Annotated in this window: 10 protein-coding genes; 6 read left to right on the top strand and 4 right to left on the bottom strand. The window is 69.2% G+C overall.

The window, feature by feature from the left end; genetic code table 11:
- Positions 1–19: 19 nt before the first annotated feature.
- Positions 20–610 (top strand): TetR/AcrR family transcriptional regulator, encoded by a 591-nt coding sequence (locus tag Aple_RS09445; RefSeq protein ID WP_246264294.1) that lies wholly within the window; start codon positions 20–22, stop codon positions 608–610.
- Here Aple_RS09445 and Aple_RS09440 read toward each other — a convergent pair.
- Both Aple_RS09440 and Aple_RS09435 read right to left on the bottom strand, forming a co-directional pair.
- Positions 605–2,179, bottom strand: a complete 1,575-nt coding sequence (locus Aple_RS09440; protein ID WP_155344117.1) for a thiamine pyrophosphate-binding protein — start codon at positions 2,177–2,179, stop codon at positions 605–607. The genes Aple_RS09445 and Aple_RS09440 overlap by 6 nt on opposite strands.
- Positions 2,180–2,308: 129 nt before the next feature.
- Positions 2,309–3,274 (bottom strand): 2-hydroxyacid dehydrogenase, encoded by a 966-nt coding sequence (locus tag Aple_RS09435; protein WP_155344116.1) that lies wholly within the window; start codon positions 3,272–3,274, stop codon positions 2,309–2,311.
- Positions 3,275–3,502: 228 nt separating this feature from the next.
- Here Aple_RS09435 and Aple_RS09430 point away from each other — a divergent pair, with 228 nt between their 5' ends.
- From Aple_RS09430 to Aple_RS09410, 5 genes are read left to right on the top strand one after another with little or no spacing between them, the layout of a single operon-like run.
- Positions 3,503–5,341: an SCO2524 family protein gene (locus Aple_RS09430; protein WP_155344115.1), complete on the top strand. Its 1,839-nt coding sequence runs from the start codon at positions 3,503–3,505 to the stop codon at positions 5,339–5,341.
- Positions 5,342–5,343: 2 nt separating this feature from the next.
- Positions 5,344–6,258 (top strand): SCO2523 family variant P-loop protein, encoded by a 915-nt coding sequence (locus Aple_RS09425; RefSeq protein ID WP_155344114.1) that lies wholly within the window; start codon positions 5,344–5,346, stop codon positions 6,256–6,258.
- Positions 6,255–7,199, top strand: coding sequence for an SCO2522 family protein (locus Aple_RS09420; protein ID WP_155344113.1), 945 nt, complete (start codon positions 6,255–6,257; stop codon positions 7,197–7,199). The genes Aple_RS09425 and Aple_RS09420 overlap by 4 nt, the downstream gene beginning before the upstream one ends.
- 23 nt (positions 7,200–7,222) lie before the next feature.
- Positions 7,223–8,140, top strand: coding sequence for an SCO2521 family protein (locus tag Aple_RS09415; RefSeq protein ID WP_155344112.1), 918 nt, complete (start codon positions 7,223–7,225; stop codon positions 8,138–8,140).
- Positions 8,141–8,143: 3 nt separating this feature from the next.
- Positions 8,144–9,097 (top strand): DUF6879 family protein, encoded by a 954-nt coding sequence (locus Aple_RS09410; protein WP_155344111.1) that lies wholly within the window; start codon positions 8,144–8,146, stop codon positions 9,095–9,097.
- On the opposite strand, the gene Aple_RS09405 is transcribed toward Aple_RS09410, so the two are convergent.
- On the bottom strand, positions 9,057–10,250 hold the full coding sequence (locus tag Aple_RS09405; RefSeq protein ID WP_170321371.1) for an NAD(P)/FAD-dependent oxidoreductase: 1,194 nt from the start codon (positions 10,248–10,250) through the stop codon (positions 9,057–9,059). The genes Aple_RS09410 and Aple_RS09405 overlap by 41 nt on opposite strands.
- Positions 10,251–10,388: 138 nt before the next feature.
- Positions 10,389–12,761 carry an acetate--CoA ligase family protein gene (locus tag Aple_RS09400; RefSeq protein ID WP_155344109.1) on the bottom strand — a complete coding sequence of 791 codons (2,373 nt, stop codon included), beginning with the start codon at positions 12,759–12,761 and terminating at the stop codon, positions 10,389–10,391.
- Positions 12,762–12,859: the final 98 nt, after the last annotated feature.

Here is a 12,859-nt window from a genome sequence, read left to right as displayed (position 1 = left end):
TTTCGTTGTGGGACGGGGAATGAGCCGCATGCGCCGGGAGGACCTGCTCCGCGTGGCGTGCGAGGTGATCGCGGCGCAGGGTTTCGGGCACACGCGCACGGTCGACATCGCCCAGGCGGCCGGGGTGAGCCAGGCGCTGCTCTTCTACCACTTCGAGACCAAGGACAAGCTCTTCGCCCAGGCGTTCGGCTACGCCGCGGAACGCGACCTCGACAACCTGGCCGCCCTGCTGGAGTCGGCGGGCGGCCCGATGGACAAGCTCCGGGCGATGCTCAAGCTCTACTCCCCCGCCGGGAAGTCCAAGTCCTGGGCGCTGTGGATCGACGCGTGGTCGGAGTCGATGCGCAACCAGGCCCTGGAGGATGTGTCCCGGGCGCTGGACCTGCGCTGGAAGGACGCGCTCGCCTCGATCCTGCGGGCGGGGGCGGACGAGGGCGTCTTCAAGTGCCCCGATCCTGAGGGCGCGGCCTGGCGGCTGATGTCGCTGATCGACGGGCTGACCGTGCAGGTCACCGTGCACAAGCGAATGCTCACCCGGGCCCGGCTCTTCGAGCTGGTGCGGATCGCGGCCGCCACCGAGCTCGGCCTGGAGCCCGACCAGCTGTCATGACTCGCGGACCACGATCAGCGTGGGGAGCGGGTGTTCCAGGGCGGCCACCAGGGCTTTGAAGAGCTCTTCCGGGGTGTCGGCGCGGCAGGCGGCGATGCCGTATGCGGCGGCGAGCTGGAGCAGGTCGGGCCCGGGCAGGTCCACGGCCACCGGGGTCATGTCCCGGCGGAGCATCTCCTCGCGGATCTCGCCGAAGCCCCCGTTGTCGGACACCACGATGGGCAGGCTCAGCTTCTCGTCCACGGCGGTGGCCAGGTCCTGCACGCAGAACTGGAGGGCGCCGTCGCCGGTCAGCACGACGGCCGGGCGGTCGGGGCAGCCCAGCTTGGCGCCGATGGCGGCGGGCAGCGCGTAACCGAGCGTGCCGTAACCCGAGGGGAACAGCAGCCGCGCGGGAGGATCGAGGGCCAGGCTGAGCAGCGCGCCGTGGTAGACGATCATCGAGTTGTCGCCGACCACGATGGCGTCCGGCGGCAGCGCCCGGCCGAGCGCCTCCAGGGTGACCTCCCAGCGTCCGGCCAGCCCGGTCAGCTCCCTCGCCAGGTCGGGGGCCGGGGCGCGGGCGCCCTCGTGCGGGCCGACCCGATCGAGCAGCCCGCGCAGCGCGAGCGCCGCGTCGGCCACCACGGGCACGTCGGCCACGTGATCGCCGTACATCTGGCCGGGGTCGATGTCCACCCGGATCAGCCGACCCGTCAGGGCGAAGTCCTCGACCCACAGGTCGGACGGGCCCAGCTCGGTGCCCACGGCCAGCACCACGTCGCAGTCGGCCAGCCACCGCCGGGCCCCGGCCAGGTGCAGCATCGCGCCGAGCACGAGCGGATGGCTCTCCGGCACCACGCCCTTGCCGTTGGCCGTGGTGAGGATCCGCGCCCCGGCCCGCTCCGCCAGCCGCAGCGCCAGCGCCCCCGCGTCCTGCCCCGGCGGGCGCTGCACGCCCCCGCCCAGCACGATCCCCGGCCGCGCGGCCCCCCGCAGCAGCCGCGCCGCCGCGTCCAGCGCGTCGGGATCGGGCTCCCGCGACCCGATCCGGTACGGCTCCGCGAGCTTCGCCGGCCCTTCCACGTCGAGCAGATCGTACGGAATCTCGATGTGCACCGGCCGCGGCCGGCCCTCGGCGAACGAGCCGAACGCCCTGGCCACGGCCGCCGGGATCTCCCGGATGGAGCTCACCCGGTGACTCCACGCGCACAGTGCCTGGAACGCCCCCGACTGGTCCTTGGTCTCGTGCAGGTAGCCGCGCCCCAGCCGGGGATGGTCGGTGGGCACCCCCGGCGAGATCAGCAGCAGCGGGATCGAGTCCGAGTACGCCTGCGCCAGCGCGGTCGCCGCGTTGAGCGCCCCGGGACCGGTCGTGGTCAGCACCACGCCGGGACGGCCGGTGCTGCGCGCGTATCCGTCGGCGGCGTATCCGGCGCCCTGCTCATGCCGGGGGGTGACCAGCCGCACGCCCCGCGCGGCCAGCGCCGCGTAGATCGGAACGTTGTGCGTGCCGGGAATGCCGAAGACGAGTTCCACCCCATGGAGAGACAGAGCCTCGACGAGTACGCCCGCCCCCGTCGCCGTCACATCCACCCCAATCCAGATAGCTCACCCGAAGCGGGCCTCTCAGGAATATGACTGGTTCATCTCCATCGTATATTTACCCGACCGTGACCCGACAAGGTCATCTCCGTTTTGGAAAGCCGAAATCCCGGCTTACTGGCCGACCGCCATGTTCTCGTCCGGCGCGTTGTCCAGCGCCCGGAGCACGGACCGGACCGCCTGGTCCACCATCGCCGCCATCGACTGCCGGGTGTGCGCCGCGACGTGCGCGGTCCACAGCAGCCGGGGCCCGAACTCCCGCATCAGGGCGGCATTTACGGATTCATCACGATAATGCCCGTCAATCGCGGCGACCGCGATCGTGCCATCCCGGAGCGCATTTCCCAGCGCCACCGGTTCGACCAGCGCGGCCCGAGCGGTATTGATGAGAATTGACCCTTCTTTCATCCGGGCGAATACCGAAGTATCAATGATATTCACCGTGCTCGGGTTCTCCGGCAGCAGGACCACGAGAATGTCCGACCAGGCGGCCAGGTCGGGCAGGGTGCGGTAGGTCAGGTCGAGGGTGGTCTCGGCCAGCTTCCTGGTCCGGCTGTAGTAGGAGACCTCGCAGCCGATCGTGAGCAGCAGCCCGGCCAGCCGGCTGCCGATCGAGCCGAGGCCGACGATGCCGACGCGCTGCGCGGACAGTTCGCTGGGCATGGGCACGGCCGCCGACCACTGCGGCGGATAGCGCTCGTCCAGCCGGTTCCGGATGCCGAGGTTGGCGTAGATGATCTGGCCCAGGGTGAAGACGGCGACCGCGTCGGGCCGCCGCGCGGGCGTCCAGGTGACCCGCAGGCCGCGCTCCTTGGCGGCGTCCACGTCCACGAAGCTCTCGTAGCCGATGCCCATGAAGGCCACCACCTTCAGGGACTCCGCGGTGCTCAGGGCGTCGCCGGAGGCGTATTCCTCGCCGCCGTGCAGATAGGCGACCGCGTCCCGGAGCTCGGCCTTGAGCTCGGCGGCGGAGAGGAGTTTCGGCCGGGCGACAATACTATTTCCGGCCTCCTCAAGCGGGCGCAACAGAGTCAGGTCGATTCCCGAACCAGTGACAAGAATCTTACCTGTATGGGCCATGATGTGTCTTTCGAGCGCATTTGTCGGATTTGACGAACGGCCTCCTCTGGTCTAAAGGATACGCCGGTCGGCAGCCAGTGTAGAACCTCGTGAACTCTTTCCACTCCCGCGGAATTCCTGGGTAGTGTCGTTGTTAGTGGCCCATTCGCTGGGCGACAATGGCACTCGCTCCATGTCAACGCAAAAGCCGTCGCCGGGGGCCGCGGCATCGTCGCACAGGGGGACCGCGTGAAACTCCAGCCACGCCAGCAACTCCTGGAGATCTGGGAAGCCGCCGCCCGGGCCTCCTCCCAAGGTAAGGAGTGGCGCTGGGGCGGCAGGCACGGCTCCAACTCCATCTCCGACGCCGAGCAATTGTTGTGCTTCATGTATCCAGCCTCGGAACTGCCCGAGTTCCGCCTGGACACGCCCGACGCGACCTCCGACGACGTGCTCGAGGCCCTGGCCTCCATCGGGGACAGCGTCGAGATCCCGAAACGGCTGCTCACGCTGATCGACGCGTACCTGACCACGTACTCCGACAAGGACGGCAGGCCGCTCTTCGGCGGCGACAGCTACTTCCTGCCGAACGAGCCCGGCGAGGAGGTCACCAGCGAGCAGCGCGCGCTGGACGTGGTCGACTCCTACTCGATGAGCGTCACGCTGATGCTCGGCACCCTGGGCTTCCTCAAGGTGTTCCGGCGCAGCGTCACCCGCCAGGACATCCGCGCGAAGATCAGCGATCTGGAGGCCCGGTCCAACGTCCGGCTGTCGGCCGCCATGGTGGGCCTGCTGCGCAGCTACACCATCAACGTCTTCGAGCCGGGCTCGCCGCAGGGCCAGGCGCTGCTGCGCACCGCCAACCAGGCCAAGGTGCACGACCGGCGGGTCCACGACGACCTGCAGAAATCCCTGGAGGAGGTCCGGGCCGGGCTGCGCGACCTGACCATCGGCTCCGGCTCCCAGGTGGACCTGGACAACCCCAACCTGCTCTTCGAATGCGGCTGGGCCTGGGGCGTGGTCAAGAACGCGCCCGAGGTGATCACCGACCTGAAGGTCGGGGACCAGCCCAAGGGCGTGGCCCCCGAGGTGCCGTACCTCTACTTCACCGCCAACGCCCTGGTGGGCGTCGTGGACCTGTGGTCGGAGCGGACCCGCGTGCTCGGCCTGCTCGACGACGACCAGCAGCAGCTGGCCAACGCCCTGCAGCGCCGCTGGGACATCACCCAGAACTACTGGCGCACCGTGGCCACCTTCGGCAAGGACCGCTGGCCGCTGGAGGACATCCCCTGGCGGACCACCGACGGCAAGGAATCCGACTACTACAGCCTCGGCGTCACCGCCATGGTGGTGCAGTATCTGGTCCGCACCCGGGCCGGCGACGTCGACCTCGGCCGGGTCGCCGGGGTGCTGGAAGAGTTGGCCAGAAGCGCCCGCATCACCCGCCGCCCGGTGGAGAACGACCTCAGCGCCGTCGCGCTGCACCACCCCGGCGTCAAGGTCACCCTGCTCGGCAGCGACGAGCTGGGCCCGCAGCTGATCTGGCAGGTCGCCGACTTCGCCATCACGCTGCTCAAGCGGACCATCTGGGTGGCCACCATCACCCAGAGCAACCGGACCAGGGAGCGCCTGCACACCCTGGCCGACCAGATCTGGGCCCACATCCAGCAGCGCCGGTTCACCCACCAGCAGGTCAAGGGCCTGTGGGACAACCCGGCCGGCGCCTTCGACGACGTCGACGACGAGCAGAACCAGGTGTCGTGGTACTTCACCGAGCGCATCGTCGAGTTCCTGGTGACCATGGCCCTGACCTCGCGCGAGCCACCGCTGCGCAGCCAGCAGCTGGTCGACGTGGCGGGCGAGCTGCTGGCCGAGGCGGAGCACCTGCTCAACCGGGAGCAGGTCATCAGGCCGGTCCGGGCCCGGCGGGGCGCGGGCTCCAGCATCACCACCATCGCCTCCCGGCTGGACCGGGCCAGGAAGATCATGGGTGAGCGCCCGGCCAGCGCGACGGCCCTGATCAACCAGGCCCTGCTCGAACTCGACCAGCTCGCCGCCGCCCGAGAGAACGCCTCGGAGGCGATGTAACGATGCTCGTGTTCGCCATCTCCGACAAGGGTGGCACCGGACGGTCGGTGACCAGCAGCAACATCGTCTACCGGCGGGCGCTGCAGGGCCAGGACGTCTGCTATCTGGACTTCGACTTCGGCTCCCCCACGGTCGGCGCGATCTTCCGGGTCAGCACCGCCTCCCGCGGCACCACCAAGGGCGGCATGCACCGCTACCTGGAAGGCGAGATCCCCGAACCCACCCGGATCGACGTGTGGACCGAGTCGGACCGCGACACGATCCGCGCCAAGCCCGCCGGAGCCGGGCAGATGGTGCTCTTCCCCGGCGACGAGGGCGGCGGCGAGTTCGCCACCTTCGACGGGGAGATGCTCAAACGCTGCGTCCGGCTGTTCGCCGGCCTGCACGAGCAGTTCGACCTGATCATGGTCGACCTGAGCGCGGGCCGCTCCTTCGCCGCCCACCTGGCCCTGGCCGCCACCGCCCAGCTGCCCCGCATCCCCGCCCGCTGGCTGGTCTTCCACCGCTGGACCCGGCAGCACATCATCGCCGCCAACGGCCTGGTCCGGGGCGACCACGGGCTGCTCGACGTGGGCGTGGAGCACGGCCACGACCGGGACGCGCTGATCGACCGGATCAGGTTCGTCCGCACCGCCGTGCTGGAACTGGGCTCCGGCGACTTCGCCCACCTGCGCCCGGCCCAGCGCTCCTGGCTGAACGAGATCGACCGGGAGCTGCGCGAGCTGGCCACCAGGCACGGCGTCGGCCTCACCACCATGCTCGGCAAGGTCCCGCTCGACCCGGTGCTGCAGTGGCGGGAGCAGCTGATCTCCGACGATGACGTGGCCGGCACCGAGATCGCCAATCCGGAGACCGTGTTCGCCTTCGACGACCTGGCCAAGAAGATCGTCGACGACACCGCGTGGGAGGGCCTGTGACGTCCTTCAGCGAAGTCACGGCGGAACGCCAGATCAAGTCGGGACCGCTGTCCCACGTCTCGGTGGAGCTCGGCCACCTCTACATGGAGGACTTCCAGGCGGGCCCCGACCGGCTGCGCCGGCAGTTCGCCGCGGTCGCCCCCTGGCTGGAGACCGTACGGCGCAGCTGGCAGAACCGCACGCCGGGCGGCCGGGCCAGGATCAGCACCTGCTTCCTGATCGACGACTACTTCAGCCGGTTCAGCACGCCCAGCGAGCTGGTGCCCATGATCCTGACGGCCGCCGCCGAGAACGACCTGGTCATCGATTATCTGGCCAGGGAGTCGGCGTGCGCGGAGGCGGACGGGGTGAAGCTGGCCAAGCTGGTGGAGGACCGGCTGGTGCCCGATCCGCCGCCGGGCACCCGGGGCTGGCGGCCGCCCACCCACGAGACGGGCTGGCTGGCCAACGGGACCCGCTCGCCGGTCGCCGGTTCCGGTCAGGCCATGAAGACGGCGGTGCGGTGGGAGGCGCCCACCCAGAACGCCAAGCGCGGGCACTCCATCTTCGTGGACGTCGAGCTGTGGAACGACGACAGCCGGGGGCGCACCTGGTCGTGCCCGTTCCTGGCCGCGGTGTGGCAGCTGCTGCGGCTCGGGCTGCTGCGCAACGAAGGGCAGCTGCCGGTGCAGCCGGTGGCGGTCGACGGAGGGTTTCCCACGAGCTGGGACAATCTTCCGCCGGTGGTGAAGTTGAACTCGTCGGCTACGCCGTTCAGCGCGTACACGACCCTGTCCGTTCTGTCGACCCGGTTCCTGCAGGTGGAGCTGGCTGTGCGTACGATTCTCAGCCAGGTCTCGGTGGACGAGGAAGTCCTCAAGCAGGTGCTCAGCCGGAGTTCCGACGAGGACCTGCGGCTCGAAGAAGAGCTGGTCGATCGCATCTCCTACGTATTTCTCTAGGCCATCCTCGGTCGGGGGGCGACATGCTGATCATGGGAGAAGTCCGTACCGGTCTGCTGCAGAACTCGGCGGAGATCGAGGAGCGGGATCACCAGGCGGTGCTCGGGCTGCTCGCCGGGGAGCGGGTGCGGATGTCCCGGCGGCCGATCGTGTACGCGGTCTCGCCCGACCTGCTCACCGGCGTGGACTGCCGGCTGCCGTCCGCCTCCCGCGCCCGCATCCGCGGGGTCGGCACGGTGGTCTCCCGGTCCTCGATCACCGGTGGGCGGGTGCTGCAGGGCTCCTCGTACGTCCGGGTGGTGCGCGGCGAGGTCAACTACCGGCTGCCCTGGTCCCACTACCTGGCCAGGCCCGGTGTGGTCGAGGTGCTGGGCAAGGTGTCCGGGCCCGACGTGGCCGACGGGTTCCTGGCCTTCGGCGCGGCCGGCGAGCACCTGGACCTGGGCTCGGTCAGCGACCGGTTCATGGACGTGGTCCAGGAGTCGCCGGTGCTGGATCTGCGGGCGCCGTTCCGCAGCAACCGGACCCGGCTGCGCTGGGTGGCCGAGACCGGCGAGCCCGGCGTGCACTTCACGCTCGGCGAAGGCCAGGAGCGCACGCTCAAAATCACCCATCCGGGGGAGTTCTCCCCCGCCGTCGTGGACCTGTGCGAGGATCTCGCGCTGCACGACTGGCTGCTGACCACCCTGTTGACCATCGTCCAGAAGGCCCGCATCGGCGGCGCCTCCCGTCCCGAGGTGTCGGCCCGGCTCGCCCCGGCCGTCGACACGCTGCTGCATCTGTGGATGCCCGGGGCGAGGATCCACCCGTCGCTGGCCGCGCTGTGGGAGAGCCTGGAACGCACGCCCGGTTTCTCCCGGCAGTGGCAGTCCCTCGTCGACCGAATCCGCGACCAGCTCGCGGTCAACACTCTGGCCCTCCTGCGCGAGACAAACGGATGATATATGGCCGACCGGAAGTCGAAGTTCGATGTAGATTCGCTCAACCCCTCGTTCGTGAAGATCCTCATCAGCTTCGTCTTCGGCGGCATCGTCTGGGGCGTTTCCGAGCTGTTCCAGGGTGGGGGTCTCGGCGTCAACGACATGTGGAGCATCCTCATCTCGTTGTTCGCGGCGTCGGCGGCGTTCGTCGCGCAGCATCTGATCGCGGTGGAGAAACAGAACGACGCCGTCCGGCAGGAATTACGTGAAGGGCTGTCCAGGATCGATGAGGCGACCGAGCTGTTCGGCCTGGTGGAGGCGTCGGCGGTGCAGATCGACCTGGTGACGCAGCTGGTGCGCAACGCCACCGGGGTGGACAAGGACATGCCGCCGCTGATCCAGAAGTTCGCGCAGACCGAGATCGAGCGCATCTCCACCCTGCTGCGCGAGCTGGGCGAGGGCGACGTCACCTATGAGGGCGAGGACCGGGACTGGCTGCTCGGCCTGGCCAGGAACGTGGAGCACAGCATCGACGCGCTCAGCCTGGCCGTGGTGGACCAGGGCCCGGGCGAGTTCGACGGCGGGTTCTGGATCACCGACGCCGGGCAGCGCTACCTGGAGATCCAGCGGGAGCGCGCCAAGGCCGGGGTCACGATCCGCCGCATCTTCTACGTCGACTCCCCCGAGCGCGTGCAATCGGAGACATTTCAGCAGATCAGCAGGATGCATGTCGCGGCGGGCGTGGACGTGCGGGTGCTCACCGCGAGCCAGCTCACCTCGGCGCTCGGCGTGGACGACTTCATCGTCTTCGACGGCGTGGTCAGCTACGAGATCATGGCGTCCAACACGCTGTCGGTGGGTGAGCTGGTCACCCACACGTTCGTACGCACCCTGCTGATCCTGGAGCGGCCGCGGGTGCGGCAGCGGATCGAGCGGTTCAGAGAGTTGTGGGAGCTGGCGAAAGCGCTGGATCGGTGAAATCCCGGTCGGGGCTGCAGATCCTCATCCGCTCCTGGAACTCGGGGTCGGCGGTCCGGCCGTGGATCAGGTCGGCCACCATCTCCGCCGTCACCGGGGCCAGCGTCACGCCGAGGCCGGAGTGTCCGGTCGCGGCGAGCAGGCGCTGGTGCTCGTCCACGTAGCCGATGATCGGGACGTGGTCCGGGCTGGCCGGGCGCAGCCCCGCCCAGTGCCGTTCCAGCGACCAGTCGGCGGTGGCCGGCATCACCGTGCTGGTCCAGGAGCGGATGTCGCGCAGTCCCTTGGCGGTGGGCGTATCGTCGAAGACGTTCTCCTCGTACGTGACGCCGACGGCGACCCGGCCGTCGTGGCGGGGCACCAGGTAGGGGTAGCCGCGCTCGTCGCCGCAGTCGATCTCGGCGAAGACGTGGTGGTCGAGCGGGTAGCCGGTGACGCCCGGCGGGCGCAGGTCGAACGCCTCGCCCTTGATCGGGAAGATCAGGTCGGCGAGCTTGGGCAGCAGCCTGCCGCTCAGGTATCCGGCGGCGACCACGACGGTGCCCGCCTGGATCACCGAGCCGTCGGCCAGCACCACCTCGGCGGCATTCGGACCCGAGTCGACCCGGATCGCGCGGGTGTTCAGCTTGAGCGTCACCGAGGAACGGCCGATCGCGCGGCGCAGCGCGACCATCAGCTCGCGCGGGTCCAGCGCGAGCTCCTCGTGCAGCAGGAACGCGCCCACCACCCGGTCGCTCAGCAGCGGCTCCAGGTCCCGCGCCTCGGCGGCGGTGAGCTGGCGGACCTCGAACGGCGCCTGAACCCAGCGCGGCAGCACCTCACTGATCAGCCGGTCCATCTCCTGGCGGTCCAACGCGACCTGGATGTCGCCGCCGCCGAGCACGTTCACCTCGACGCCGGACTCCTTCTTCAGCCGGCCCAGCCATGGCTCGTAGAGGTCACGGCTGCGGCGGATGACACTGCTCAGCGGTCCCAGGCAGGCGGTCTCGGTCTGGGTGAGAATGCCACCCATGGCCGCGTCGGAGGCGCCGAGGCCTAGGTCCTCCGCAGCGTCCACGAGGATCACACTGCGGCCCTCAGAGCTGAGGTCGTAGGCGATCGCACTGCCGATCACTCCGCCACCGATGATGGCGACGTCGCAAATCTCTGGCACAAGCGACTCCAGGCTTTACCGGGTTGAATTCAGACTAGGCGCAGCCTGGCCTCAGGCATATAAGCAAGGCGCAGAGACTATGGGGGTGGCGCGGCCCGGGGTCGAGATTAGCGCGAATCACCGCTTCCAGCCGCCCCTTTACGGGTCGCGGAGTGTTGCAAGAAGATCAAGGGCAAAGCTGTCCCCTGGCCTTGCCAGGAGCGGATTGAGTTCCACTCCGGCAAGCTCGGGACGGTCCGCGAGCACCTGCCCCACCGCCACCACCACCCGCGCGACCGCGTCCCGATCGCACGGCGGCGCACCCCGCCAGCCGTCCAGCATCCAGGCCGCCTTCGTCCGCCCGATCAGCCGCAACGCACCCTCATGATCGACCGGCCCCAGCGCCGTCGCCGTATCGGCAACCAATTCGGCCAACACTCCCCCACTCCCAACCGTGACCATCACCCCCACCTCCCGATCCCGGTACGCCCCGACAATCAGCTCCACCCCTCCCCCCACCTGCCGCTCCACCCAAAACCCATCCAGATCCAACCTTCCACCCATCTCCTCAGCCCGCTCGCGCACGGCTCCCGCCGACGTAAGCCCCAGCACGACCCCACCCACCTCGGTCTTGTGCACAGGCCCAACAGCCTTGAGCACCACCGCCCCACCAAGCCGAGCCGCCAACCGCGCGGCTTCGTCGGCGGTGGCGGCGAACCCCCCTTCGGGAAACACCACACCTCTGGCGACCAGATCCGCCCGAATACGGCCGACCCAACCGGCCGACCCAACATCAGCGCTCCCGCTGGGCGCCGGACCCATGTCAACGGCTCCCATACGCACCAAACCATCGTCAGCAAGTCCCTGACGTGCCGGGCCGGTGCCAATGGCTCCCCCGCGCGCCAAACCGCCGTCAGCAAGCTCCTGCTGCTCAGGACCGATGCCAGCGGCTCTCTCGGGTGCCAAACCACCGTAAGGAGGTTCCCGACGTACCGGACCGACCCCAGTGATTCCCCTGCGCGCCAAACCACCGTCAGCGGGTTCCTGATGTACCGGACTGATTCCAGTGGCTGCATTGGGTGCCGGACCGTGGGCTTCGCTGGGTGCCGCGTCCGATGCTGGGCGGATTCCCTCGTTCGCGTGGAACGTCGCGGCGAGGGCGTTGATGGGGTCGTCGATCGTGTCGAAGACGGGGATGCCGCTGCGGCGGAGTACGTCGGTCGTGGGGCCGTCGGTTCGCATGGTGTGGACCAGGCATCGGCCGCTGGGAAGGTGGTGGGCGGCGGCCTCTTCGATGTCGCGGAGCGCCGGGCTGTCGGCCGCATAGGCCCCGAAATATCCGGTTAAAAGGACCACGTCGACTTCGGCGGCGACCGCCTGGGCCACACGCGGATATATCCCGAGATCGGCTTCACCGGCCCCGGCGAGGTCGACGGGGTTGGCCAGTCCCGCGTCCTCCGGGAGCATCTTCGCGAGAACTTCGATGGTCTCCGGGGATAGTGCGGGCACCTCAAGTCCCGCGCGCTCGGCGAACTCGGCCGCCAGCGCACCCTGCCCGCCGCTATCGGCCACCACGGCCAGGCGCGGCTTCGTCCCCCTGTCGGCCACCACGGCCAGGCGCGGCTTCGTCCCGCTGTCGGCCATCATGGCCAGGCGCGGCTTCGTCGAAGAGAGGCCGGCCAGGCAGATCTGGGCGGCGTGGACCGCTTGGGCCGGGGTGTGGACGCGGATGACACCGGCCGCGTCGCAGAGCGCGTTCACCGCCGTGTCGGGGGTAGCGAGGGCGCCGGTGTGGGAGTTGATCGCGCGTTCGCCCGCCGCCGAGCCCCCGACGGCCAGCAGGATGACACGTTTGCCGAGCGCCCTGGCCTGGTCGGCGAGGGTGATGAGGGATCGCCCGAGCGACAGGTCTTCCAGGTAGAGGATGACGACCCGGGTATTGGGTGCGGTGATGACCGGATCGAGCAGGTCCGCGGTGGTGATGTCGGCTTGGGCCCCGACGGACACGAAACGGGACAGGCCAAGGCCCGCGCGAGTGGCCAGGTAGCCGATTTCGAGGCCGACCGAGCCGCTCTGGGAAACCACGCCGATCGGACCCGGAGTCAGCGAACCCCAGGTGAGGGCGAGATCGGTGGCACCGTCATACACACCCATACAGGTGGGACCAAGCAGGCGGGCCCCAGCTGCGCGGACGCGCGCGGCCAGGGCCGCGTGACCACCGGGGTAGGCACGGTCGACCCCGGCGGTGATACCAACGAGATACCGCGCACCCACCGAAAGCGCATCCTCAACAACGCCTTCATACGAAGCGGGCGGCGTGACAATCGCCACCAATTCCGGAAATTTCGGAAGATCGGAAAGCTGCCGATAGGCACGCTGGCCTTGAACCCGCTCGGCCCGACCATTGATCAGATACACCTCTCGACGACCGACCCCACGCAACGCACCCTTGGCCAGCCAGTAACCCCATTTGGCCGAGTCATCCGAAGCTCCCACAACCGCAACGGAACAAGGGTCAAACAGCCCGTTCACACGACCTCCCGATTCTCACCAACCGCGACAAAACACGGCGCGAACTGGCGGTCCATGCGCGTATGAGCGATCTCCCAGGGGAACCTGCCAGTGCTGGC

The sequence above is a fragment of the Acrocarpospora pleiomorpha genome, from assembly GCF_009687885.1.
In the GTDB taxonomy this organism is placed as follows: Bacteria; Actinomycetota; Actinomycetes; order Streptosporangiales; family Streptosporangiaceae; genus Acrocarpospora; species Acrocarpospora pleiomorpha.
This window is presented reverse-complemented; position numbering and strand designations above follow the sequence as displayed.